22 protein-coding genes are annotated in these 25,613 nt (G+C 60.2%); 7 read left to right on the top strand and 15 right to left on the bottom strand.

Annotation, left to right across the window (positions count from 1 at the left end):
- Nucleotides 1-37: 37 nt before the first annotated feature.
- From G0P99_RS16605 to G0P99_RS16590, 4 genes are all read right to left on the bottom strand, one after another.
- Nucleotides 38-796, bottom strand: coding sequence for a glycerophosphodiester phosphodiesterase family protein (locus G0P99_RS16605; RefSeq protein WP_164131593.1), 759 nt, complete (start codon nucleotides 794-796; stop codon nucleotides 38-40).
- A complete protein-coding gene (locus tag G0P99_RS16600) occupies nucleotides 793-1,251 on the bottom strand; it encodes a RidA family protein (protein ID WP_164131592.1) in 459 nt (152 codons plus the stop codon). The genes G0P99_RS16605 and G0P99_RS16600 overlap by 4 nt, the downstream gene beginning before the upstream one ends.
- 74 nt (nucleotides 1,252-1,325) lie before the next feature.
- Nucleotides 1,326-2,627, bottom strand: coding sequence for an HlyD family type I secretion periplasmic adaptor subunit (locus G0P99_RS16595; RefSeq protein WP_164131591.1), 1,302 nt, complete (start codon nucleotides 2,625-2,627; stop codon nucleotides 1,326-1,328).
- Nucleotides 2,624-4,357: a type I secretion system permease/ATPase gene (locus G0P99_RS16590; RefSeq protein ID WP_164131590.1), complete on the bottom strand. Its 1,734-nt coding sequence runs from the start codon at nucleotides 4,355-4,357 to the stop codon at nucleotides 2,624-2,626. The genes G0P99_RS16595 and G0P99_RS16590 overlap by 4 nt, the downstream gene beginning before the upstream one ends.
- A gap of 199 nt (nucleotides 4,358-4,556) precedes the next feature.
- Here G0P99_RS16590 and G0P99_RS16585 point away from each other — a divergent pair, with 199 nt between their 5' ends.
- Together G0P99_RS16585 and G0P99_RS16580 are read left to right on the top strand one after the other, a co-directional pair.
- Nucleotides 4,557-5,372, top strand: coding sequence for a VacJ family lipoprotein (locus G0P99_RS16585; RefSeq protein ID WP_164131589.1), 816 nt, complete (start codon nucleotides 4,557-4,559; stop codon nucleotides 5,370-5,372).
- Nucleotides 5,362-5,970: a phospholipid-binding protein MlaC gene (locus G0P99_RS16580; RefSeq protein ID WP_164131588.1), complete on the top strand. Its 609-nt coding sequence runs from the start codon at nucleotides 5,362-5,364 to the stop codon at nucleotides 5,968-5,970. Before G0P99_RS16585 ends, G0P99_RS16580 begins: the two co-directional genes overlap by 11 nt.
- Nucleotides 5,971-6,000: 30 nt before the next feature.
- Here G0P99_RS16580 and G0P99_RS16575 read toward each other — a convergent pair whose 3' ends face one another.
- Nucleotides 6,001-8,145 carry a transglycosylase domain-containing protein gene (locus G0P99_RS16575; RefSeq protein ID WP_164131587.1) on the bottom strand — a complete coding sequence of 715 codons (2,145 nt, stop codon included), beginning with the start codon at nucleotides 8,143-8,145 and terminating at the stop codon, nucleotides 6,001-6,003.
- A 253-nt stretch (nucleotides 8,146-8,398) separates the two neighbouring features.
- Here G0P99_RS16575 and G0P99_RS16570 point away from each other — a divergent pair, with 253 nt between their 5' ends.
- Nucleotides 8,399-8,737 (top strand): P-II family nitrogen regulator, encoded by a 339-nt coding sequence (locus tag G0P99_RS16570; RefSeq protein ID WP_164131586.1) that lies wholly within the window; start codon nucleotides 8,399-8,401, stop codon nucleotides 8,735-8,737.
- 35 nt (nucleotides 8,738-8,772) lie between these two features.
- Nucleotides 8,773-10,095 carry an ammonium transporter gene (locus G0P99_RS16565; RefSeq protein ID WP_164131585.1) on the top strand — a complete coding sequence of 441 codons (1,323 nt, stop codon included), beginning with the start codon at nucleotides 8,773-8,775 and terminating at the stop codon, nucleotides 10,093-10,095.
- Between the two features lie 69 nt (nucleotides 10,096-10,164).
- Here the strand turns inward: G0P99_RS16565 and G0P99_RS16560 are convergent, their stop codons facing one another.
- From G0P99_RS16560 to G0P99_RS16515, 10 genes are all read right to left on the bottom strand, one after another.
- Nucleotides 10,165-11,295, bottom strand: coding sequence for a M20/M25/M40 family metallo-hydrolase (locus G0P99_RS16560; RefSeq protein WP_164131584.1), 1,131 nt, complete (start codon nucleotides 11,293-11,295; stop codon nucleotides 10,165-10,167).
- Nucleotides 11,296-11,299: 4 nt separating this feature from the next.
- On the bottom strand, nucleotides 11,300-12,469 hold the full coding sequence (locus tag G0P99_RS16555; RefSeq protein WP_164131583.1) for a M20 aminoacylase family protein: 1,170 nt from the start codon (nucleotides 12,467-12,469) through the stop codon (nucleotides 11,300-11,302).
- A gap of 31 nt (nucleotides 12,470-12,500) precedes the next feature.
- The gene (locus G0P99_RS16550) at nucleotides 12,501-14,123 is read right to left on the bottom strand and encodes an ABC transporter ATP-binding protein (protein ID WP_164131582.1); all 1,623 of its coding nucleotides are present in this window, start codon (nucleotides 14,121-14,123) and stop codon (nucleotides 12,501-12,503) included.
- A 14-nt stretch (nucleotides 14,124-14,137) separates the two neighbouring features.
- Complete coding sequence (locus tag G0P99_RS16545; RefSeq protein WP_164131581.1) at nucleotides 14,138-15,037, bottom strand: ABC transporter permease; 900 nt, start codon at nucleotides 15,035-15,037, stop codon at nucleotides 14,138-14,140.
- A complete protein-coding gene (locus tag G0P99_RS16540) occupies nucleotides 15,037-15,978 on the bottom strand; it encodes an ABC transporter permease (RefSeq protein WP_164131580.1) in 942 nt (313 codons plus the stop codon). Before G0P99_RS16540 ends, G0P99_RS16545 begins: the two co-directional genes overlap by 1 nt.
- 70 nt (nucleotides 15,979-16,048) lie before the next feature.
- Nucleotides 16,049-17,644, bottom strand: coding sequence for an ABC transporter substrate-binding protein (locus G0P99_RS16535; RefSeq protein WP_164131579.1), 1,596 nt, complete (start codon nucleotides 17,642-17,644; stop codon nucleotides 16,049-16,051).
- Nucleotides 17,645-17,848: 204 nt separating this feature from the next.
- Nucleotides 17,849-19,297 (bottom strand): M81 family metallopeptidase, encoded by a 1,449-nt coding sequence (locus tag G0P99_RS16530; protein WP_164131578.1) that lies wholly within the window; start codon nucleotides 19,295-19,297, stop codon nucleotides 17,849-17,851.
- Nucleotides 19,298-19,625: 328 nt separating this feature from the next.
- Nucleotides 19,626-20,957: a TRAP transporter large permease gene (locus G0P99_RS16525; protein WP_164131577.1), complete on the bottom strand. Its 1,332-nt coding sequence runs from the start codon at nucleotides 20,955-20,957 to the stop codon at nucleotides 19,626-19,628.
- Entirely contained in the window at nucleotides 20,954-21,457 is a 504-nt protein-coding gene (locus tag G0P99_RS16520; protein ID WP_164131576.1) for a TRAP transporter small permease, read from the bottom strand. The genes G0P99_RS16525 and G0P99_RS16520 overlap by 4 nt, the downstream gene beginning before the upstream one ends.
- A gap of 52 nt (nucleotides 21,458-21,509) precedes the next feature.
- Nucleotides 21,510-22,520, bottom strand: coding sequence for a TRAP transporter substrate-binding protein (locus tag G0P99_RS16515; protein ID WP_164131575.1), 1,011 nt, complete (start codon nucleotides 22,518-22,520; stop codon nucleotides 21,510-21,512).
- On the opposite strand from G0P99_RS16515, the gene G0P99_RS16510 reads away from it, so the two are divergent.
- From G0P99_RS16510 to G0P99_RS16500, 3 genes are read left to right on the top strand one after another with little or no spacing between them, the layout of a single operon-like run.
- Nucleotides 22,469-23,425 carry an IclR family transcriptional regulator gene (locus G0P99_RS16510; protein WP_370462815.1) on the top strand — a complete coding sequence of 319 codons (957 nt, stop codon included), beginning with the start codon at nucleotides 22,469-22,471 and terminating at the stop codon, nucleotides 23,423-23,425. The genes G0P99_RS16515 and G0P99_RS16510 overlap by 52 nt on opposite strands.
- Nucleotides 23,422-24,411: an NADPH:quinone oxidoreductase family protein gene (locus G0P99_RS16505; protein ID WP_164131574.1), complete on the top strand. Its 990-nt coding sequence runs from the start codon at nucleotides 23,422-23,424 to the stop codon at nucleotides 24,409-24,411. The genes G0P99_RS16510 and G0P99_RS16505 overlap by 4 nt, the downstream gene beginning before the upstream one ends.
- Complete coding sequence (locus G0P99_RS16500; protein ID WP_164131573.1) at nucleotides 24,408-25,601, top strand: CaiB/BaiF CoA-transferase family protein; 1,194 nt, start codon at nucleotides 24,408-24,410, stop codon at nucleotides 25,599-25,601. Before G0P99_RS16505 ends, G0P99_RS16500 begins: the two co-directional genes overlap by 4 nt.
- Nucleotides 25,602-25,613: the final 12 nt, after the last annotated feature.

Genomic DNA, 25,613 nt, shown 5'->3' with positions numbered 1-25,613 from the left:
CCCTTTCCACCTCAATCTGTGATCAGAGGGGGCAAGATCAAGCCGCGTACCCTTCGAAGGTGATATTGTCGGCGATGCTCCGCGCCTCGGAGGCCTGTATCGCCGAGCGAACGGTCCAGCACAGCACCGGTACCCCTCGCGCCTTGAGTTCGGCGACACGCGGACGAGTGAGATCTTCGACCTCATGGCTGATGAATGCGCTGGCGCTACTCTCGAAGTCGGGGATGTCGCGCAAACGCTCGCAAGTCGCGACGGGTAGCGGCCATTCGTGCGGGAGATAGGCGCTGGTCACCAATCCGCGCGGCAGTTCGGGTGCAAGCCGCGCCATGGCGGCCACGCTATATGGGTTGAAGGACATCACAGCGACCGGCCCCCGATACCCGGCCAGGGCTTGGGTGGCAGCTTCCTCCAACAGACCGATCTCGGGACCCATCCCGCCATCCTGATCCTTCAACTCGATCAGCAGCGGCGCGCGGCCAGCCACAAGATCGAGAATTTCGGTCAGGGTTGGGATACCCTCGCCATCCCCATGCAGCAAAGCGATGCTGTTGGCATCAGCACTCGAGATCTGGCGAATGGCACCGGGTCGCCCCGTAAGCCTGCGCATGTCGTAATCGTGAAACACCATCGCCTGACCGTCAGCGGTCAGTTGCAGGTCGATCTCAATGGCGTAACCGGCATCGATGGCCGCGCGGATGGCCGCGCGGCTGTTTTCGGGCCGGCCCTGAAGAGCGTCATGAAAGCCGCGATGTGCAATCGGCGCGCCAAGCAGGGCGGCAGGCAGAGCTGGCGTCATTTTACCTCGAAGATACCTTCGATCTCGACCGCGACACCCAGGGGAAGAGCTGCGGCGCTGACCGCCGAACGCGAGTGCCTCCCGGCATCGCCCAGCGCCTCGACCAGAAAATCAGAGGCGCCGTTGATCACCTGCGGCTGGTTGGTGAAATCAGCAGTGGAGTTCACAAAGCCGGTCAGCTTGATGACACGGACGAGTTGATCCAGATCGCCACCGCAAGCGGCCTTGACCTGTGCCAACAGATTGATCGCGCAACGCCGCGCGGCTGCGGCACCGGCGGCCACATCCATATTCTCGCCCAGTTTGCCAACGATCAGGCCATTCTCGTCGTTCGAGATCTGACCAGAGATATAGACGATGTTGCCCATTTTGACGAAGGGCACATAGTTTGCCGCCGGAGCGGGGGCGTTTGGCAGGGTCACACCCAGACTGGCCAGTTTGTCCTCGATACCCATGGTCGGAATCCTCCTGTTGGCTTTCGGTCGCGCGGACGCTAACCGGGAACGTTCGCGCGGAAAAGGTCTAAAGATCAGGTTTCGCGGAACGCTTTGGTGAAATAATCGGCCAGCGGTTTGACCAGATAATAGATCGGGGACTGGTCCGCGGTGCGGATAAACGCCTCGACCGGCATCCCTGGAATGAGAACCGCCCCTTCGGGCAGTTTGTCGATTTCGCCTTCGTTCAACTCGATTTCGGCGCGGTAATAGGAAACCTGACTCGCCTCGTCCACAAAAGCGTCGGCCGATATCTGTTTCACCGTGCCGACCAGTTCCGGCGTCTGCCGCTGGTCGAGTGCAGAGAACCGCAGCATCACCGGCTGACCGACATGGATCTGGTCAATGTGAATGGTTTCGACCCGGGCGGCGATGACAAGCGGGCGGTCTTGCGGCACCAGGAACAGGACCGGTTCCGCCGGCCGGATGACCGAACGTGGAGTATGAACCTGCAATCCGTAGACAATACCCGACACCGGCGCCTTGATATCCAGCCGCGAGAGTTGCTCTTGCAACGAACGGCGCTGTTCGGCGAGTTCCAGCTCCCGGTACTGAAGGTCGCGCAACCTGGTGATCGCTTCTTCCCGTTGGCGGGTACCGAGTTTCAGAATCTCGATGTCGATCTCTGTGATCCGGCCTTCTTGCTGCGCCTGAGCCGCGATCAACTCACCAAGCGACCCTTCAAGATCCGCCTTGGTCCGTTCAAGGCTGAGAACCCGTGCGGCCTGGGCAAGTCCTTTGTCCAGCAACGAACGCTGGCTCACCAATTCCTCTTCGATCAGCTTCAACTGCGACCGACGCGACTTTTGCTGCGCAACGATACCTTCGATCTGGTTGCCGATCTGGCCGCGACGCTTTTCCAGTTGCTCGGTTTCCTTGTCGACCGATTCCTGACGGGCGCGGAAAAGCCGTTCTTGTCCGTCGATGAGTTCCGCCACTTCGGGTCGGCCAGTCGCGACTTCGAGCAGTTCATCTTCGAAAGTGATGGTGTCATTGCCGTCGCGCTCAGCCTCGAGGCGACCGCGGCGGGCCATCAACTCGAACAGCTGGCCTTCGGTGATCAGCAATTGCGAATTCAGCAGGTTGCTGTCGAGCCGGATCAGAACCTGTCCTTCGGTCACGGTATCGCCCTCGTCGACCTGGATTTCGGCCACGACCCCACCATCGAGGTGCTGCACGATCTGCCGATTCCGGTCGACCTCGATCCGGCCGCCTGCGACGACCGCACCGGCAATCTGGCTCATCACCGCCCATGTCCCGAAACCACCAACAAGGATAATCAGGCCGATGATGCCAAAAACAATGGGCCCACGTGCGGAAAACCTGTTCTCGCTCATCGCACGCCTCCCAGCGCCTTGGCCTGCTGGATGGTTTTGTGATTTGTGACCCGTTCTTTCAGGACCTGATCCTTTGGACCAAAGGCCACGGCCTGACCATGGTCGAGCACCAGAAGCAGATCACATTCCGCAATCGCGGCCGGACGGTGCGCCATGATAAGCACCGATTTTCCCGCCTCCTTGAGAAGCTTGATCGCCTGGTTCAACGCCTGTGACCCCTCATTGTCGAGGTTGGAGTTCGGCTCGTCGAGGATGACGATCACCGGATCGTCGTAGAGCGCGCGCGCCAGTGCAACCCGCTGCATCTGGCCACCGGACAGGCGACCGCCGCCCGAGGAGATGCGGGTGTCGTAACCATTGGGCAACTGCACGATCATGTCGTGAACTGCGGCCTTCTTTGCGGCTTCGACCACTTTTTTGGCGTCAGGGTTTCCGGAAAGGCGTGCAATGTTCTCGGCGATCGTACCCTCGAACAGCTGTACCCGCTGCGGCAGGTAACCGATATGCTGACCCAAGACATCCGGATCGTATTGGTCCAGCGAAGCGCCGTCCAGCCGAACGGTTCCACCCGCCGGGCGCCATAACCCGGTCAGTGCCTTGGCCAGCGTCGATTTTCCGGACCCCGAAGGACCGATGACACCAACGGCCTGCCCGGGCTGCACCGAAAAGTTGACGGTCTTGAGCTGCGCCCGGGTATCCCCGGGCGGTACCACGGTCAGCGACTGAACGTCGAGCTTGGCCTTTGGCTTGGGCAACGGCATGCGCGGCTGCTCTGGTGGCACCTTCTCCAATAGCTCGGCCAGGTTCGACCAGCCTTTCATGGCGCGCTGCGCGACCTGCCATTGGTTCACGATCATCTCGACCGGCGCCAGGGCGCGACCCAACAGGATGGAGGCCGCAATCATCGCACCGGGTGTGACTTCGCCGAGCAACACCAGATAGGCTCCCAGTCCCAGCATCGCCGATTGCAGGAATAGCCGCAGAGTCTTGGTGGTGGTCGAGAAACTTCCGACAACGTCGCTGGCAACCAATCCATCGACAAGCGAGGTTTCGCGCGCGCCGTTCCAACGGGCGAACGCCGCCCCGCGCATTCCCATCGACTGGATCGTTTCCGCCTCGTTGCGGATTTCGTCACCGATCAGCGAGGCCCGGTTTGCCGCAATGGCCGCATGAAAAGTCGGCTTGCGAGAGAAGAGCTGGTTCAGAAGGGTAATGATAATCAGCAAAAACCCACCCGCCAGCGCCATTATGCCAAGCCAGGGATGGAAAATGGCGATACCGGCAAGGAACACCGGCGTCCACGGTAGGTCGAACAGCGACATCGTCACTGGAGAGGAGATGAAGCGTTGCACCGATTCGAGATCGGCAAGACCGGTTTGCGCAACCGGATCCTGGGCCACAGCCGACCGTCTCACCATCGCGTTGAAAACCCGGTGATCCAGGTGCGTCTGGAACCGCGCACCGGCGCGGGCCATCACCCGACCTCGGGTAAAGTCGAGAATACCCATGACGCCATAAAGGAACACGACAAGCAGCGACAAGGCGACCAGGGTCTGCTCCGACCGGCTTCCAAGCACCCGGTCATAGACCTGAAGCATGTAGAGCGGGCCGGTCAGCATCAACATATTCGCAAAAAAACTGAACAGGGCAACAAACCAGTACAGCGCCCGGCTTTGCCTACGCGCCATTCGAAGTTCCTCTGCGCCGTGCAGATGTGATTTAGAAGTCATGTGAACAAGATCTCAAATTCGCGTCGCTGTGCGCATAGCTTTCTTTACGCGAGCCGCCCTACGAGTTAAATGCGTCGCTGTTTCATATTCGGAAAAGATAGCCTATGTGTTTTCAATGTATCTGCGCAAACCTTAAGTTCACTCCTTTGGATTACAGACCTCGACTCTGACAGGCGGCTTTGGCATCTCCGAGACCATCATGACCAAGTTCTCCCGAATAATGCTCAAGCTTCTTGCAGTTCCATTGTTGGTGACGCTGACCGCCTGTGCGGATTCGAACCCCGCACCGGATGCCGGAGGTCGCATCCACGACCCGTATGAAAACACCAACCGCGCAATTCACAACTTCAATCGTGGTGTCGACAGAGCATTCTTTCGCCCGGCCGCCAAGGGGTATGTCACCATCATTCCACGACCGATGGTGAACTCCTTCAACATGTTCGCCGAGAACCTGTCTCTGCCGGGGCAAATGGTCGACTACTTGTTGCAGGGCAAGCCGAAAGAGGCGGGAACCACGCTGTTCCGATTTGTCGTGAACTCGACCGTGGGCTTTGCTGGCCTCGCCGATCCGGCGAGCGATTTTGAGATTCCACGTGCCGATACCGATTTCGGCGAAACCTTGCACGTCTGGGGCTTTGCCGAGGGACCCTATCTGGAATTGCCCTTGTACGGCCCGTCCACCACCCGGGACGCGGTTGGCGTCTTTGTGAACCTGTTCACCAATCCGATCGACTTTGCACCGACCAGACCGATCAACAATCTCGGGGTTTATGCGGAAATCGTCCGTCGGCTCGGGGATCGCGGCCTGTATTCCGATACGGTCGATTCGATTCTCTACGATAGTTCGGACAGTTACGCCCAGCTGCGCCTGATCTACCTGCAAAACCGCCGGTTCGAACTGGCAACTGACGACGAAGATGCTTATCTGGGCCTGTACAGTGACCCTTATTCCGATACCGGAACACCGGTCGCGCCCGATCTGGCTGACCCGTATGAGGACCCCTATGCCGAGTAAGCTTTTCTCCCGCCGTAGTTTTGCGACCACCTTGGCGGCTGGCCTGACCGCGCTGTCCCTGCCTGTCCCGGCCTTCGCCTTGACCGAGGCGAGCGCCTCGTCGCTGGTGAATGAGGTTGTGACCGAGATCAACAAGGTGATCGCATCGGGCAAATCCGAAAGTGCGATGATCAAGGATTTCGAGCGGATCTTTATTCGCTATGGCGACGTTCCGATCATGGCACGCTATGCGCTTGGCCCCGATGCGCGTTCGGCTACGCCGGCGCAGTTGAAGAACTTCACCAACGCGTTCCAGGGCTACATCGCACGCAAGTACGGCAAACGGTTCCGGGAGTTCATCGGCGGCTCTGTCACGGTGCAGGCCGCACGCAAGATCAAGGCGGGCTATGAAGTCCGCACAAAGGTCAAGTTGCAGGGACAAGCGCCGTTTGACGTAACATTCCTGGTGTCGGACAAATCTGGCAAGAGCAAGTTTTTCAACATGTTCATCGAAGGGGTGAACCTGCTCTTGACCGAACGCACTGAAATCGGTTCGATGCTGGATCGACGCAAGGGCAATATCGACGCGGTTATCAGCGACCTGGCGTCGGCCGGATAATACTGCGCAAGACCGCCCTTTTCAGGGCGGTCAGTTGCCAAACAGATCCTTCAACAGCTTGTCGACCGCCTGACCCAGACCGCCTTGCGGTTTTTTGGGTTTCGGCTTTGCGACAACCACCGGCTGGCGCGGCGCCTGCATCGGCAACGGTTTTGGCGTCATGCCTTCGTGTACCCGGATCATGGTTTCGTGCCAGATCTCGGCTGGCAGGCCGCCACCGGTCACGCCACTGAGCGGCGTGTTGTCGTCGTATCCCATCCAGACCCCGGCGACGTAATCGGCGGTAAACCCGATAAACCAGGCATCGCGTGCCGCCTGGGTCGTGCCGGTCTTGCCGGCCGCTTGCCAGCCGGGCAGCGCCGCACGCCGACCGGACCCTTCTGAGATCACTTTCTCCATCATCCAGATCAGTTGTCCCGCCGCCTCGGCGTTGATCACACGTTCGCCGATACCGGTTCCCGTGCCCATCAAAACCTCGTTTTCGCCTTGAAGGCGCAACTCGGTCAAGCCGTAAGGCTCTACCGAGGAACCGCCGTTCAGAATACCCGCATAGGCCCCTGTCATTTCCAGCAGAGAGCTTTCCGAGGCGCCCAGCGCCAATGCCGGTCCGGCGGCGAGATCGCTTTCGATGCCAAAGTCGCTGGCCACACGGCGGACATTGTTGAGACCCATCGCCTCGGCCACCTTGACGGCGGGGACGTTCAGAGAATCCTTCAGCGCCTGCGCCAGCGTGACCCGGCCGTAATACTTGTTGGTATAGTTCTTTGGGCACCACTGCCCCGATCCGGGGATGTTGATGCAATAGGGTTCATCCACCACCGTATCGAGCGGCGAATGCCCCATCTCCAGCGCGGTGGCATAGACAAAAGGCTTGAAGGACGATCCGGTCTGCCGGGCCGCCTGGGTCGCCCGGTTGAACGCGCCTGTCACACGGGTATCGCGGCCGCCCACCATCGCACGCACGGCTCCGTCGGCAGACATGACGACAATGGCGGCCTGCGCCTTGGACCCGTCGCGCACCTTTTCCTGGAAGATGAAGCGCATCGCCTCTTCGGCCGAGGTCTGGATTCGCTGGTCGAGCGTGGTCTTGATGATCACGTCCTCGGTGGTATTGCCGCCAAAATAGTCCGGCAGCTCGCTCATCACCCAGTCGGCAAAATACCCGCCCGCCTGCGCCGCCGCCGCTTCGGACAAAAGCGCAGGATTGGCCCGGGCCGCCTGCGCCTGGTCAGCGGTCAGATAGCCCTGCTCTTCCATCAACCCCAGCACGACCTGAGCCCGCTCCTGCGAGCGTTTAAGGCTATTGGTCGGCGCATAGCGCGTCGGCGCCACCAGTAGGCCAGCCAGCATTGCGGCCTCGGACGGGTTTACCTGCGCAGCGGATTTGCCGAAATAGCGCTGGCTGGCCGCTTCGAACCCGCGCGCGCCCGCTCCAAGAAAGGCCCGGTTCAGATAGATGTTGAGGATTTCGTCCTTGCTGTATTTGGCCTCCATCGCCATGGCAAAGACGGCTTCCTTGATCTTGCGCCACAACGATCCCTGCCTACAGTCGGATTCGTATTCTGCTTCGGATTTCCAGACAGCTGGATCATAGGGCACACCCAGACACAAAAGCTTGGCCGTCTGCTGGGTGATGGTCGAACCGCCATGACCCGACAACGGCCCCCGCCCCTCGCGCAGGTTGATGCGCACGGCGCTTGCCACGCCGCGCGGGCTGACGCCGAAATGATAGTAGAAGCGCTTGTCCTCGGTCGCGAGAACCGCGTTCTTGAGGTGCGGCGAAACGGTATCGGTCGTGATGACCCCTCCGAACTGATCACCGCGCCAGGCAAACACCTTGCCGTCCCGGTCCATCAGTGTGACCGACCCGCGGGCACGCCCATCGAGCAGAGCGCTGACATCCGGTAAGGTGGAATAGATCAGGGCGACGGCCAATCCGACCAGCAGCACCACGATCATACCGGTACGCCAGATCAGCCCCCAGACCAGACCGAAGATCCAGCCAAAGAAACGGGTGATGACGTTGCCACCCGAACGCCTGGGCGGTTTCGACTTTCGTTTCGGCGCCGGTTTCCCGCCAGCGCCGCGCGGTTTTGCCGGGGCCGGGGACTTGCTCTTTGCGCCATACCGTTTGTCGGCGATTAAACCCGATTTGCGCCGCTTGGAATCCGTCATGCCAGATCTGCCCGATTTTTCTTGGATCGCACAATAGCGCCTCGCGCGGTCCATGTAGAGGTGCGAATTTCCCGATATTCCCCTTTTTGGCATTGCTTAATTTTTTATCGTTTTTGTTTTTTTGTGCAAAATTTGTGCGCTCATCCCTGAATTTCCAGCCAAAACTTGCGCAAAACCCTTCGTTACAGGGCCTGAACCGGTCTTTCTGCATGTGCAAAGTGCCGGAGCCACCGGCTGAACGAAGGGGAAAGACGTGAAACTGATCATAGCAACGATCAAGCCGTTCAAGCTGGAGGAAGTCAGGCAGGCCCTGACCGATGCCGGGGTGCGCGGCATGATGGTGACCGAGATCAAGGGGTTTGGCGCCCAGTCCGGTCACACCGAAATCTATCGCGGCGCGGAATACACCGTGAATTTCGTACCCAAGATCAAGCTGGAACTGGTCGTCTCGGATCAGGTTGTCGACCAGATCGTCGAAACGATCGCGAACACGGCCCGCACCGGCAAGATTGGTGACGGCAAGATTTTCGTCGTCGACGTGGCACAGGCCCTGCGCGTGCGCACCGGTGAAACCGACGAGGACGCGCTGTGATCGGCGCCTCAGACATGTTCAAGGAAACCAAGGCTATGACGCTAAGCAAGACACTTCTTCCGGCCGCCGCGTTGATCGCGTTGCCGACGCTGGGACTGGCCCAAGAGGCCGATGTTACGCCGCCGAACGAGGAAATCGGCTATATCTTTACCACTTTCATGTTCCTGGTCACCGGGTTCCTGGTGATGTGGATGGCAGCCGGTTTCACCATGCTCGAGGCCGGGCTGGTACGGCAAAAGAACGTGACCATGCAGCTGACCAAGAACATCGCGCTCTTCTCGATCGCGGCGCTGATGTATTACGCCGTCGGCTACAACCTGATGTATCCCGGCGACGGCTGGAGCATCGACGGTGTGCTGGGCGCCTTCTCGATGGCGGCGATGGAGCCGGTCGGGCTGGCCGATACCGAAACCGACCTGACCTATGCCAGCGTTGGTTCTGACTTCTTCTTTCAGCTGATGTTCTGCGCCACGACCGCCTCGATCGTGTCGGGCACCTTGGCGGAACGGATCAAGCTCTGGCCCTTCCTGATCTTTGTCGTCGTGCTGACCGGCCTGATCTACCCGATCCAGGCGTCGTGGAAATGGGGCGGCGGTTTCCTGGATGCAGCCGGGTTCCTCGATTTCGCCGGTTCGACCGTGGTTCACTCGGTCGGTGGTTGGGCGGCACTTGCTGGCGCGCTGATCCTTGGCCCCCGCATCGGCAAGTACAAGGACGGTCGTGTGATCCCGATCATGGGTTCGAACCTGCCGCTCGCCACGCTGGGTACGTTCATTCTGTGGATGGGCTGGTTCGGTTTCAACGGCGGTTCGCAGCTCTATATGGACACAGCAGGCAACGTCGCTGACATCAGCCGGATTTTCGCAAACACCAACACCGCAGCAGCGGGTGGCGCCATCGCGGCCCTGATCCTGACCCAGCTGATGTACAAAAAGGTCGACCTGACCATGGTGCTGAACGGCGCGCTGGCTGGCCTGGTGTCGATCACTGCCGAGCCGCTGACCCCCGGCCTGGGTGCTGCTACCCTGATCGGCGCCGTAGGTGGGGTGATCGTGGTCTTCGCTGTGCCTTTCCTCGACCGCGTCAAGATCGACGACGTTGTCGGCGCGATCCCGGTTCACCTGATGGCGGGCATCTGGGGCACAATCGCCGTGGTTCTTACCAATGGCGATGCGAGCCTGGGCACCCAGCTCTACTCCATCGTCGTCGTCGGCGCCTTCACCTTCGTTGTCTCGGGCGTGCTCTGGTTCGTGCTCAAGACCGTGATGGGAATTCGTGTCTCCTCCGAGGACGAGATCAACGGGCTCGACATGGCCGAACTGGGCATGGAAGCCTATCCCGAGTTCTCGAAATCCTAAGCTTCCTTCCTCACCTGGCGTGAGACCTTGCCCGGGCCCTTTGGCCCGGGTTTTTTCGTCGCGGTTGGTTCAGGACAGACGCATGAGAAGCCCGGCGATCAGCCGGGCACGCTCGGGCAGGCTGTCGACCTCGATATGTTCGTTCAGCGTATGCAGCCCCTTGCCGCGCACGCCGATGGAATCGAGCGTGGGAATACCCATCGCACCGGTGAAATTCCCGTCCGATCCGCCGCCTGCGCTGGCCGCTGTCAGATCAAATCCCAGCTCTTGCGCAATCTCGCGCGCGATTTCGAACATCGCCATCGTGCCGGGCTGATCGGGTTCCCAGACAGGGCGGGTGACACCACGGGTGACGCGGAACTCAACCCCATTCTCCTCGCCAGAGAGGGCCAGCATCCGTGCGACGCCGTTGTCCAGATCCTCTTGCCGTTTGGCCATGCTGAGCGCTTCGGCCTGACAGGCCGAGGATACGCAGTTGACCCATTGCCCGGCATGGATCACGCCGACGCTGAACGTGCAATCGGGGCCGGTCATCGCCTCGACCTCAAGGATCTTGCGCGCCATCGCGGCAATTGCAGACCGGCCTTCGGCCAGTCTTGCACCGGCATGGCTGGGACGGCCCACTGTTTCCAGATTGAAGCGCGCGATGGCGTAACGGCCGACGACTGCGCCGCCATCGTCGCGAGCGGGTTCAGGAACCAGGACATACCGATTGCGTGCGGCTTCCGCCTCGATCAACTCGCGGGTCGACGGGGTGCCGACCTCTTCGTCCGGGGTAAAAAGAACCGTCACGGGCAGCGGCGTCTGCATGCCCGCACCGGCCAGTTGGCGCAGTGCCTCGACCGCGCAGAAATTGCCGCCCTTCATGTCCTGAATACCTGGGCCATAGCACAGGTTTCCCTCGCGCCGGAACGGCAGTTTGTTCAACGTCCCGACCGGGTGGACCGTATCCATGTGACCCGAGATCAGGATGCCCGGCTTGCCCGCATCCGGATGCGGCAGGCGTACCCGTAGACTGCCGCCGAACCCCAACCGGCCTGGAATGCGCTCGACCGTGCCGAGACCGGCCAGGTCATAGGCGGCCAGATCCATCATGCGGTTTACTGCGCTGGCATCAAACGTGGGGCTTTCGCATTCGATCCAGGGGCGCAGGCCCGCCACCATCGTGTCGGTGTCAAAAGGCAGATCCAGAAAGGACATATGTTTATCCAGCCAACGGCAGGCGGCGTTCCAGCACGCGCGCCATGATAGACGCCCCAACCGGCAGGATGCCGGTGTCGATCACGAATTTCGGGTTATGAACAGCAACCGTACCTGCATGACCCAGCGTGCAATAGGCTCCGGGCACCACACGCAGCATGTCGGCGAAATCCTCGGACCCTGTCACCGGCTCGTCGCGCTCAACGACGTTCTCGGCGCCAACGATATCCCCTGCGGCTTCCATATAGGCATCGGACAGGTCAGAATCGTTTTGCAGCACGTTGAAGACGTTGCGCAGGTGCAGGTCGATTTCGACCCCATAGGCCAGCGCAAAACCATCGCAGAGCTCTTTCATCCGGCGCTCCGCCAATTCGCAGACCTCGTCCTTGAAATACCGGATGGTACCGGCCAGCGTTGCCGTGTCAGGCACCACGTTATAGGCCGATCCGGCATGGATCTGCGTGACCGAGACGACGCAGGCGTCGAGCGCGCGCACATTGCGCGACACGATGGTCTGGATGTCGCCCACCAGCGACGACGCGATAATGAGCGGATCCCGCGATTCATGCGGCATGGCGCCGTGACTGCCCTTGCCCTTGATCTTGATGTCGAAAAAGCTCGATCCGGCCATCGCGGCACCCTTGACGATACCGAATTTGCGTGGCTGGCCACTGGGCCAGTTATGCAGGCCGTAAACCTCGTCGCAGGGAAACTTCTCGAACAACCCATCGGCCAGCATGCCGCGCGCGCCGCCCAGCCCCTCTTCGGCAGGCTGAAAGATCAGGACAGCGGTGCCGTCGAAATCGCGGGTCTCGGCAAGGTGCTTGGCCGCGCCCAACAACATCGTGGTATGAGCGTCATGACCGCAGGCATGCATGACGCCGGGGTTCTGCGACGAATAATCGAGCCCGGATTCCTCGTGGATCGGCAGCGCATCCATGTCCGCCCGCAGGCCGACGCGGCGGTTACCGCCGCCCTTGCCCTTGATGAGTGCGACAACACCCGTCTTGCCGATGCCCTCGTGCACCTCGTCCACCCCATATGCACGGAGCTTTTCGGCCACCACACCAGCGGTGCGGGTTTCGGTGAATCCAATCTCAGGGTGGGCATGCAGATCCTTGAAGATCGCCTCCAACTCGGCCTTGCTTTGTTCGATGACAGGAAGAATGCCCATGTGGTTTTCCTTTTCGTAACCCTGCCTGGTCTCAGGCAGCGGTATCAGAACCAAAGGTGACGTCGCGCCCTGGCGCTGCGTCGAGCAACAGCCGGGTATAGTCGTGTTGCGGGTTGGAATAGACCTCTTTCGTCGGGCCCTGTTCCACAACAACGCCCTTTTTCATCACGATCAGGCGGTCGCAGATCTGAGCAGCGACGCGCAAATCGTGAGTGATGAAGAGCATGGCAAGGTCATAACGCTCGCGGATGTCATCGAGCAATTCAAGCACCTGTGCCTGAACCGAGACATCGAGAGCTGAAACCGCCTCGTCCGCGATCAGCACGTCGGGTTCCACGGCCAGCGCCCGGGCGATGCAGATACGCTGTCGCTGACCACCCGAGAACTGGTGCGGGTAACGTTCCAGCGCGTCCCCCGACAGCCCGACCAGCTCCATCAGGTCGCGCGCCGTTTTCAGCGCCTGATCAATCGGCACGCCGAAATTCACCGGCGCTTCGACCAGCGACTGCCCGATGGTGCGGCGCGGATTGAGCGACCGGTAAGGATCCTGGAATACGATCTGCACCTTGCGGCGATGCGGGCGCAATTTGGCCTGAGGCAGGGTGCCAATATCGGTGCCATGCAAGCTGATGGTGCCCGATGTCGGGTCGATCAATCGGGCGATGCAGCGCGCGACGGTGGATTTGCCCGACCCGGATTCACCCACGATGCCCAGGGTCTCGCCCCTGCGGACATGCAGGTCGACATTTGAGGCCGCATGCACAATCCGGTCCTTGGACAGCCAGCCGGTACGGCCATAGATCTTGTTGAGGTTGCTTACCTCGATCGCGTTTTTCCCGGTCCGCGGCATCCGATCCGGCGGCGTCATGGACGGCACCGAGGCCATCAGCATCTGAGTGTAGGGTTCCTTGGGTCGGCGCAGAACATCATCGCGGTCGCCATATTCGACCACCCGGCCGTTTTGCATGACGACAATGCGGTCGGCGATTTCCGCCACCACGCCAAAGTCATGGGTGATGAACAGAACGCCGGTTCCGCGCCGCTCCTGCATCTCTTTGATCAGTTTGAGGATCTGCGCCTGAGTCGTCACATCCAGCGCCGTCGTGGGTTCATCCGCAATCAACAGCGCAGGGTCAAGCACCAGCGCCATCGCGATCATGATCCGTTGACGCTGCCCGCCCGAAAGTTGATGCGGGAAGCTGTCGACCATCTTTTCAGGGTCAGGCAGGTGTACCGCCTCCATGATCTCGATGGCACGCTTGCGCCGATCAGCGGCGGAAAGATCAGTGTGGATCTCAAGCACTTCGGATATCTGTTCGCCCACCCGGGTCACGGGGTTGAGCGCGGTCATCGGCTCTTGAAAGATCATCGCCATGCGAGTGCCGCGCAGGTCGCGAAGCCGGTTCGCGTTGGCCTGAAGTGTATCCTCGCCTTGCAGGAGCGTCTCGCCCGTTGACGGCTTCAGGGCCGCTGGCAGCAACCCCATGACAGCCGAGGCGGTAACCGATTTGCCCGATCCGCTTTCGCCCACGACACAGACGATCTCGCCCGGGGCGACTGTAAAGCTGATGTTTTCAACCGCATTGGGTCGGTCTGCGTTTTTCGGCAGGCTGACGCTCAGGTTGCGAACCTCAAGGACGTTTTGCTGTTCCATTTCCTGCGCCCTTCTCACAACCGTTTTGCAAAGCGCGGGTCGAGCGTGTCGCGCAGACCGTCGCCCAGCATGTTGACCGCAAGAACGGTCAGAGCCAGCACCAGACCGGGATAGAAGATATTGTGCGGGAAAAGCTGAAACACCGCTCGGCCCTCGGCCATGATGTTGCCCCAGGTCGGAATCTCGGGCGGGATGCCGATGCCGAGGAAAGACAGGATCGCCTCGACGATAATCGCAGATGCCACGATAAACGTGCCCTGCACGATCAGCGGCGCGATGGTGTTGGGCAAGATATGGCGCACCAGCAGAACCGGGGTGCGGGTGCCCGCGGTGATCGCGGCCTCGACATAGGGTTCTTCGCGGATGGACAGCACAATGGAGCGGACAAGGCGCACCACGCGCGGAACCTCTGGCACGACGATGGCGATGATCACGCTGGTCAGACCAGCACTGAACAGGGAAACGACCGCAATGGCAAGAAGGATCGCGGGGATGGCCATCAACCCGTCCATGACCCGCATGATGATCCCGTCAAGCCATCGGACATAACCGGCCAGCACACCGATCGCCATGCCGATCACGATCGAGATCGTGGCGACCGAGACACCCACGACCAGTGAAATCCGCGCCCCGTAGATGATACGGCTGTAAACGTCGCGACCCAGCGTGTCAGAACCCAGCCGATAGACAACCGGCACCTTCTTGCCCGAATGGTCGCGCACCGTGGTCTCGTACCCCGGCGGCTGGTTTCGGTCCTTGGGAGAAATATCGGCCGGGTCGCGGGTGCCCAGTACGGGTGCCAGCAGCCCCAACAAAACAACGGCAAGGACCAGCACGCCGCCGATGATCACCGAAGGGTTGGCCAGCATTCGGCGCAGGGTCTGGCGACCGGGGGAAATCGCGGCAGTCGACATCAGTAACGGATCCTCGGGTCTAGAACGGTATAGCTGACGTCAATCAGAAGATTGATCAGCACATAGATGAAGGAGAACAGGAGGATAACGGCCTGGATGGTCGGAAAGTCCCGGGCAAGCACAGCTTCGACCGTCAACAGACCAAGACCGGGCAGGTTAAAGACGGATTCGGTGACGACCACGCCGCCAATCAAGATCGCAAAGGAAAGACCGATCACGGTGACGATAGGCACCGCTGCATTTCGCACCGCGTGGCGCATGAGCACCCTGGTTTCTGTCTGCCCTTTGGCCCGCGCCGTGCGAATATAATCCTCACCGAGAACTTCGAGCACACTGGTCCGCGTCATCCGGGCGATGAACGCCACGAAAATTACCGACAGCGCGATCGAAGGCAGGATCAGTCGAAGCAACCATCCGCCAACCCCGTCGGAGATGCGTTGATACCCCTGTACCGGCAGCCAGCCAAGCTTGATCGAAAACAGGTAGATCAGCATGTAGCCGATAACAAAGACCGGCAGCGAAAAGCCCAAAACCGAAAATCCCATGATGCCTCGGTCAAGCCAGCTGCCTTGGCGATAGGCCGCCAACGTGCCCAACGGGACAGCGATACAGACGGTCAGAATGATGGTCAGTAGGGACAAGGACAGGGTTGGCTCCAGCCGCGCCGCGATCAGTTCTCCAACTTGTTTCTTGTAAAAGAAGCTTTCGCCAAAATCGCCTTGGAACATATTCCCAAGCCAGACCATGAATTGAACGGGCAGCGGCTTGTCCAGTCCCAACTTGGTCCGAATCTCGGCGATTTGAGCATCATTTGCATAGTCGCCTGCAATGATCGCAGCAGGATCGCCAGGCGTCAGACGCAACAGCATGAAAACGAAAACTGCGACAAGCAACATGACCGGAATGGTCGCGATCAATCGGCGAAGAAGATAGCTGAGCATGGGACTCCGACTCTTTTACGCGGCGAAATGGTCTGCGCGGCAGCCGGGCTGCCGCGCAGTTCCGCTTTTGTCAGTTCTTCGAGATGTTCCAGAACACCGCCGCGCCAGTGGGCAGAACACCATCGACGTTCGACCGTGTCGCTGTGGCCTGGTTCCACTGACCCAGGTGAATATGGGTCGGATACTCGAGCCAAGCACCCTGGACATCCTCGACGATCTTCAGCTGCTCTTCCTTGGTGGTCGCACGCGCAAAGGCATCGCGCAGCCCCTCGATCTTCTCGTCGCAGGGCCAGCCAAAGAGGGCCTTGTCACACGACGAGTTGAGGAAGGCCATAGCCACCGGGTTGAACAGGTCACCCGCAGTCCACGAGGTGATGAAGGCGTTCCAGCCGCCATCGGCAGGCAGATCCTTCTTGGAGCGGCGCGCCACCAGCGTCTGCCAGTCCATCGACTGCATGTCGACATTCAGGCCGACGGCTTCCATCAGATCCTTGGCCACCGGCGCAAGGTTGGTGAGAACCGCAAGGTCGGTCGAGTGCATCAGCAGGATCGGTTCGCCATTATAGCCCGATTCCGCGATCAGTTCGCGCGCCTTGTCAAAGTTCGATTCCAATAGGCCATCCATATGGGCCATCGTCTCGAACGGCATGCCGCACCCGAACATTGCCTTGCACGCCTTGTAGTAGTCGGCATTGCCGATCTGGGCTTGCAGGAAATCCTCCTGGTTCAGCGCATAGAGCAGAGCCTGCCGCATCTTCGGATTGTCGAACGGAGGGTGCAAAACATTGAACCGGAAGGTGAACTGGTTGCCAGCCGGGTTGAAGTCGACAAGCTTGATGTTCTCGTCACCCTCGACCAGAGGCAGCAGATCGTGTGGCAGCCCTTCGATATAGTCGAGTTCGCCTGCCTTCAGCGCGTTGACCGCCTGTTGCTGGTCACGGATCGGCAGCCACTCGACCCGGTCAACCTTGGCGATCTTGCCGCCCGCTAGACCCGAGGCCGGTTCCGAGCGTGGAACATAGGCCGCGAACTTGTCATAGACGATCTTGGTGCCGGGCTCCCAGGCTTCCTGATTGAACACAAAGGGGCCTGACCCGATGAACTCCGAGATCTGCTCGGACGACGGCGTATTGGCGACACGCTCGGGCATCATGAACGGGACGTTCGAACTGGGCTTGGCCAACGCCAGCGTCACAAGACCGGTCTGCGAGTTGAGCTTGAAGGTAATGGTCTTGTCATCCGTCGCCTCAAGCGAGTCGACGAAACTCATCATCTTCTGACCCATGGCGTCCTTGGAGCCCCAGCGCTTGATCGAGGCGACGCAGTCCGCCGCCGTCACCGGAGCGCCATCGTGCCACGAAAGACCATCGCGCAGGGTCATGGTGATGGTAAGCCCATCGTCGGATGTTGTGACCGTATCCACCATTTGCGGTTGGATATTACCGGATTCGTCCAGCGCAAACAGCGTGTCATAGATCATGTAGCCGTGGTTGCGCGAGATATAGGCAGTGGTCCAGATCGGGTCGAGAATCTTCAGGTCCGAATGCGGAACGACCTTCAGGGTAGTCTCAGCCTGGGCGAATGTTCCTGAGGCACTCAACCCCAGGCTCATCACCATCGCGGCAACGGCACCCTTGATCAGGCCGCGTCGTGCGGTTTTGAACATTGTTTGCTCCCTGTAGTTTTAACACGCAATTTTGATGCGCTGACTCGATCATTGAGGCGCCGCTTGTACGAGTCAAAGGATTTCGGAAAAAAGGCCACCGTCGGTTCAAATAGCAAACCGATACGCAAGAAAAGTCCACCTTTTCAAAGGCAAACCTCCTGAGAACCCAATAATCCGATTGGGCCAGAGCCGGTTGGAAAGGAATCAGCGAAAGGGGTCTTCGACCTTGGGCCAGTATCCCCCGTGACGTTTGGTATAGGGGATGTTTGCATAGTCCGGAGTAATCGCGCCGGGACCGGAAATATAGATCACTTCCGATGCGATCGGCGCAAAACCAGCGTGGAAATGCTGCGACGATTTCACCACAACAATCTTCATCTTTGACAGGTCAAGCCCGAGGTCGGTGAAACCGATCGGATGAAAGGCCTGAGTCCGCTTGTCGCTCAGCACCATGTGAACGCCATTCGATTCAAGCCACACACCGTTACCCATCGGCATTCTGGTCTGACCCATCATCTGGTGCATGTTCTCCTTGATGCCCCGCACGGTCACCGTCAGGTCGACAGGATCACCGGACATCGGCCCAATCTTGCCGCCCAACCTGACCTGCATCGTCGCGCCGACACCGGAATCCATGCACATCCGAACGACGACCGGATCCCAGAAAATGCCGATCACCACATCCGTCAGCCCGCGCGCCAGGACCTCTTGCAGGACAAAGGTGGAATCCGCAGGAGCGCCTCCGCCGGCATTGTCGGCAAAGTCCGCCACCACAACCGGAGTTTCCGCTGCCGCCTGCGCCTTGTCCAGCGCGCCGCCAATCGACGGCCAGTTCACCCGTACACCTTCACGCAAGGACCAGAGTTTTTCGCCGAAAGCACGCGCAATTGCTTGGGCCTTGCCCGCGTCGCCATCGGTTATCGCCAGCATACGTGCGCCCACTCTTTCACAATCGCCCCAAGGGAACCCGTGCGACAGCGACAGAGACAAGACACCATCCTTGCCTTCGTTCGCCTGCATCTCGTCGACAAAGCCGCGCATCGGTGCGCGCGTGGTGTGAAACATCGTGATCATCCGGCAATCGTAGTCCCGCATCACGGGTTTGATCTTGCCTTCGACCGTATCGGCTGCCAGCGCGAACAACTCGCGCGCCCGGTCGGGGCTGTCCGTATGCGGATATTCCTTGTAGCAGATGATCAGGTCGGCCGCGTCCAGCATATCCTGTGTCAGATGGTTGTGCGGGTCGATTTCCAGCCCGATCACCGCCTTGTCACCCAGGATCGCGCGGGCATGGGTCAACAGATCGCCCTCGCAATCGTCATAACCTTCGGCGATCATCGCACCATGCATCGAAAACAGCGCGATGTCTGGCGCCGCCTCGCGGAGGTCATCAAGGATTTCGTCCCGAAAATATTCATATGTCCCGCGTATGGTCGGCCCGGCAGGCTGGGCAAAGGCGGCAAGGCTTTCGATCACCTCCCACCCCCGCGCCTCTGCCATCTGGCGCCACTCATGCAACGGCGCCGAAAACAGATTGGCCGGTTCCGCCGTCGCCTTGCGGCTGACGAAACTGTCCTGAAAGGCAAGGGTTCCCGTTGGGATCGGAGAGAAGCTGTTGGTCTCCGTCGCAAGGCCCGCAATAAACACCTTCATCCTAATACCCTTTCCATTATCCTGGCTCGATCCGCCGATCCTGCGGCGCAGGATATCCGTATTCAGAACAAGGTTTTCCCTGTCCCGCAAGTCTTTCGCGTGCGCCAGTTCGCGCTGAAACCAATTTCAAAGTTGCAGCGAATACGGGGTCGAGCGCCCATCAAAATGCCCTTGCCCGCTGGTTACGTCTCCGCCTTCGACCCCTAGCAGCCAGCGTGATCCTTCGGGAAAGCACCCTCAACCGGTTCATTCGATCGACCATTGGATCAAACCTTGAAATCCACCGCAAAACCTCGCTCGGTATCCGGCTCTGTCGCACGGCATCCGGCTAGCGCATGGTGCCCGGCAAATAGAGAGCCAGAGACGGAAAGGCCGTGACGACGATCAGGCAGGCGAGCATGGTGACCCAGAATGGCATGATGCCGCGGTAAATCTCGCTCATCGATGCGTCCGAAACGCTCTTAACGACAAAGACGTTCATGCCCACCGGGGGGCTGATCAGCGCCATCTCAAGCACGATCACCATGATCACGCCGAACCAGATGATCAGGTCGGATTGCGAGGCAATGCCCAGCAGCTCGGCGATGCCGGATTGCTGGATGATCGGTAGAACGATGGGCAGCACAAGAACCATCATTGCGAACCCATCCAGAAACGTGCCAAGCATGATGAAAACCGCAAGTATCAGCGCCAGCAGAACCAGCGGGTGCAAGGCCAGTTCCACAAGCCCGTCGGCCAGTGCATCAGGGATCCGGGTCAAGGCAAGGAACGGCGAAAAGACGCTGGCGCCGATGATGATGAAATAGATCATGGCGCTGGTGGCGACCGTACTCAGGATTGCATCGACCAGGGCCTTGAGGGTGAACTGCTTGCGCGGAAGCGAAAAAACCAGCGCCAGCGTCGCGCCGACCGCCGCCGCCTCGACCGGGGTGAATATCCCGCCATAGATGCCCCCAATGGACAGAACAATGATCAACAGGATCGCGGTGCCGCGCAACAGGTACCTGAACCGTTCGGCCAGCCCGAACCGCTCGCCTGCGGGCCCGATGGACGGGCGAATCAGCGTCAGCACCCAGATCGTCAGCATGAAACCGCCCGACAGGATCAGGCCCGGGATCACACCCGCAAGAAACAAGCGTCCGATGCTTTCCTCAGTCAGGATCGCGTAGATGATGAACCCCGTGGACGGCGGGATCAGGATGCCAAGCGTTCCGCCAGCCGCAACTGCGCCCGCGCCGAACTTGGCGTCGTAACCGAACCGCTTCATTTCGGGCAGGGCCACGCGGCCCAGCGTCAGAGCCGAAGCGACCGAGGAACCGGACAGGGCAGCAAACCCGGTACATCCCAGGATCGTCGCATGTGCCAGCCCCCCCCGGAAATGACCGATCCATGCGTAGGCCATGTTATAGAGATCACGGCTCATGCCCGACGCGCTGGCGATGTTCCCCATCAGAACGAAGAGCGGAATGACCGTCAGCTCGACATAGGTGAGCGTTCCCCAGGTTTCCGTGAACAGGGTGGCTGTGGCGGCGGACCAAGAATTCAGCATCGTGATGCCCGCCAGCCCGGACACGATCATGGCGAAAGCCACGGGCACCCGCAGCGCCATCAGGACCAGCAGCAATGCCAGGCCGGCAAATCCTGTTGCGATCGGGGTCATGATTCGTACCCGCCTGCCTGTCCGCCTGTCGTGGCCTCCTTCACGTCGTCCCAGGTCTCCGCGATCAGGATCACCAGATGCAAAACGGTAATCGCGGTGATCAGCCGGATGAAGGGAAGGTGGGGAATCCCGATCATGTTCGTCGCCTCGTTGAACAACGCGGCATCTTCTGCCGCTTCGAGCGACCGCCAGGCAATCAGCCCAGAGACCGCAGCGACCGACAGCTTGACCAGCAGCCGCCGCAGCACTTCCAGGGGTCTGAAGGGAATGCCGTCATAGAGATCGACACTGATGTGACTTGCGGTGCGCCATGCATAGGGCGCGGCAAGCATCAAGGTCACAACCATTCCGATTTCGACGATGTCCTGCCGCCCCCGCAGAGGCGCCGAAAAGAAGTATCGCAGGATCACGTCCGAGAATGTCAGGAAGACGAGGCCGAACAGGACCACGCCGCCGAGAATTCCCATGACCATCGCGACCCGGTCAATGAGCCTGTTCATGTCCACCTGCCAAACTTGCGCGCCCCCGGCAAGGCGGGGGCGCTGTGCCAGTTCACATTTTCATATCGCCGACTACTTCGGTCGCAGGGATGCCCAAGGCGTCGAATTCGGCCAGCAGTTTCTCGACAGCCGCGGCGGCCTTGGCATCGAATTTCTCACGCTCTTCCTGCGAAAGGACGATGGTCTCGCTACCCTCTTTGGCGGCGAATTTGCCCATGGCGATCTCGCCGAACTTTGCCAGCCCATCCGCCGAACGCAGCGAAATGTCGAGACCGGTCAGATCGTCCAGCGCCTTGCGATCCTCTGCGCTCAGCTCATTCAGGGCCTCTTCATTGGCAACCAGGAAAATGGTCGTCGGCATCTGCGGGATATTCGTGGTCACGAAATTGGTCGTCTCGATCAGCTTGAAGATCAAAAGTGAATCCGTGCCCATCAGCGCGCCGTCGACGACACCCGTGCTCATCGCGGTATAGACCTTGTTGGCAGGCATCGGCACCGGGGTGGCGCCGTAGGATTCGATCACGGCGGCGGCCGATGAGGACGAAACCCGGATCTTCAACCCTTCAAGGTCCGACAGTGAATGGATCGGCTTGTCGCGCATCATGAGCACCGCAGGCGGCGTCACGAACAGTGCAAGCGGCACGGTCTTCTTGAACTCGTCGCGCAGGTGCTTGTCCATCACCTTCCACAACTTGCGCGTCGCGTCCTCGTGTCCGTCGGTCACGCCCGGCAGTTCGATCAGAAGCGTCTTGGGAAAGATCGAAGACGTATACCCCGGCAGACCATAGGCGATCTCGGCGATGCGGGAAACGGCACGCTTGTATTGCTCCACCGGGCCCTGCCCCAGTTCGCCCGAAGGGTAGATTTCGATACGGGTCGACCCACCGGTCGCCGCCTCCAGATCGGTAGCGAGCTTTTCGAAGATGGGCTCGTGCAGGACATAGACCGGTGGAACAAAGGTCGCCAGCTTGAGAACGTTCTCAGCCGAAGCACCAGTCACCGCGCCCACAAATGAAAGAGTTGCGGCAATGCCCGCAACGAACAGTCTCTTCATCGGGTTCATCACTATCCTCCCAGTGGATTTCCCTGATCTTGGCATTTAGGGTATTCCATATTTTGAGACTATTCAATATATATTGGGACATGAACGCAGTTACAAAAGATACACCAGCCCCGCCCGGCGTAGGCCTGGTCCAAAAAACCCTTCAGATTCTGGACCTTTTCCAGATGGATGCGCCAACTTGGTCCCAAGGCGAAATCGCCGAGGCGACAGGGATGCCAAAATCAACGGTCAGCCGTCTTGTAAAGTTTTTGGCCGACAGGGGCTTTCTCACCCTGCTGGCCGAACGGAACCGCTATTCGCTCGGACCGGCCGCGATTGATCTGGGGCGGCGTGCCTCGGCGCTTTTCGACATTCGTGGGCTTTGCCGCCCAGTTCTTGAGCAGCTGTCCTTTGAAACCCGCGAAACCGTGATCCTGACATCCGTGGTCGGCGCTGGTGGCGCTGTGCGCTGCGTCGACCAGATTGAAAGCACCCGCGAAGGGCTGCGCGTTTTCGAACAGATCGGCAGTATCTTCCCGCTCCATGCCGGTGCAGCACCCCGGGCGGTTCTGGTCCTTTTGGACGAGGCCGAGCGCGACCGCTACCTGTCGCGGCAACTCGCCCCGATCACCGATCGCACGCTGGTCGATCCAGTGGCGCTGCGCCAGAATATCGCTTTGGCGGAAAAGACCGGATACGTGGTGTCCTATGGCGAAACCTACGAAGGGGTGACCGGGATTGGTGCCGCCTTCTCCTGGAGCAACGGTTGCCCCGCAGGCAGCCTGGCAATCGCCATCCCGACCCCGCGCGCCACGCCTGACGTGGTGAAACGGTCCGGTGAGCTGCTCAAGGCAGCGTGCCTGCGCGTGAACGCGCTTTTGTCTGCGGATAGCGCCGCCAGCCAACCAAAGGATGGATCGCAATGAAAGCCTGGGTATCGGGCCCGTCTCCGGGATTGGAGCATCTGGACGTCAAAGAGATTGCTCTCCCAAAGCGGGATGCAGACCATCTTCTGGTGCGCGTCTCCCATGCGGCCCTCAACTACTCAGACCTCCTGATGGTCGCGGACACATACCAGGTCCGCCCTCCGCGCCCCTTTGTTGTCGGACAGGAGCTTGCCGGGATCGTCGAAGACGCCCCCGAAGGCAGCGCGTTCAAGCCCGGTGACGCGGTCGCCAGCAAGGTCCTGTGGGGCGGGTTTGCCGAATACGCGCTGGTGCGCCAGGACATGGCCATCCGGGTTCCGGAGGGGTTTAGCCTGTCCCAGGCTGCGGCTCTTCCTGTCTCTTATACAACAGCGCTGGTCGCGTTGGACACCTGCGCCCGACTGACACCGGCCGACACCGTGATGATCCACGCCGCAGCCGGAGGTGTCGGGCTTGCCGCGGTCGAGATTGCGGCGGCCAACGGCGCAACCATTATCGCAACCGCCGGGTCGCAGGAGAAACTTGAGACCGCAAAGGCGCATGGGGCACACCACCTTGTGTGCTACCGCGACAGCGACTGGGTGGATCAGGTCAAGTCCATCACCGGCGGCAGGGGCGCCAATGTGATCCTCGATCCGGTCGGGGGAGAGATCGGAGAAAACAGCCTGCGCTGCATCGCCCATGACGGGCGTTACTTGATCGTCGGCTTTTCTTCTGGTGCGATGCAGAAACTAGCGCCGCACCGTCTCTTGTTGAAACGCGCCTCCGCCATCGGGGTCTACTGGAATCACGACACCGACGCAGCCCTGCTTGCTGGACTTCAGACGAAACTCGAAGGGCTGATTGCCGAAGGGCATATCAATCCGCTGGTCGATGAACGCCACTCTATCGGCAATCTGCCCGAGGCGCTGGATGATCTGGCCAACAGGCGCATTCAGGGCAAGGCGGTTCTGAACGCCGACGCAAGCAAAGGCGCATGGGCATGAGCAACCAGGGCATCCTCAGCGGCATTCGCGTACTGGACCTGTCACGGGTCATGTCGGGGCCATTCTGCACCTCGATGCTGGCTGATCTGGGCGCCGAGGTGATCAAGATCGAGATGCCGGGCATGGGCGACGATGCCCGGCATTTCGGCCCCTACAAAGATGGCGAAAGCACTTATTTCATCCTGCTGAACCGGAACAAGAAAAGCGTCACCGTCAACATGAAGTCGCCCGAAGGACAGGCACTGATCCGCAATCTGATCCCGAAATGCGACGTGATCGTCGAAAACTTTCGCCCCGGCGTCATGGCCCGGCTGGGTCTAGACGAACCCTCGATACGCGCGCTCAACCCCTCGATCGTCTATACCAGCCTGTCGGGCTTTGGGCAGGACGGCCCGTTCAAGGATCTCCCCGCCTTTGATCTGGTCATTCAGGCCATGAGCGGCCTCATGAGCCTGACCGGACCGAAGGGCGGCCCGGCCACAGCCGTGGGCGAATCCCTGGCCGACGTCTGTTCCGGCATGTTCGCCGCCTTCGGGACGTTGGCCGCGCTGTTCGACCGGGAACGCAACGGCAAGGGCCATCATGTCGACGTTGCAATGTTGGACAGTGTGATGTCGATGCAACTCACAGGTTTGGCCCGCCAGCTTTACATGGACGACACACCTGCCCCAGTGGGCAACCGTCACCCCGTCACCTATCCGGTCGACAGTTTTGCCGCCCGCGACGGCGACATCGTTCTGGTCTGCTATAGCAACAAACTGTTCGCCGGACTGGCAGAGTTGATCGGGCAGCCGGAATTGGCCGAGGACCCCCGTTTCCGCACCAACGCCGATCGAAATCGCAACGAGGGTGAACTGCGGGAACTGATCGCGCAGTGGGCGCGCAGGCAATCCCAATCCGACGCGGTCGACCTACTTCTGTCCAAGGGCATTCCTGTGGCGCCGGTCTGGAATCTGAAACAGCTGACCACCTCGACCCATGTCTCCGAGCGCGAACTGATCGCCAAGGGCACACATGACAAACTGGGCGAGATCCCGCTGGTCCCCCAACCGGTGCGGTTCTCGGGCATGGTCCAGACGCAGGACTATTCGAGCCCGACACTGGGCCAACACACCGACGAAATCCTGAAATCCCAGGCCGGGCTGAGCGACGCGGAAATCGCCGCGCTCAGACAGGCCGGAACCATCTGAGAGGTCCCTGTC

The sequence above is a fragment of the Ruegeria sp. PrR005 genome (genome assembly GCF_010500245.1).
GTDB lineage: Bacteria > Pseudomonadota > Alphaproteobacteria > Rhodobacterales > Rhodobacteraceae > Ruegeria_B > Ruegeria_B marisflavi.
This window is presented reverse-complemented; position numbering and strand designations above follow the sequence as displayed.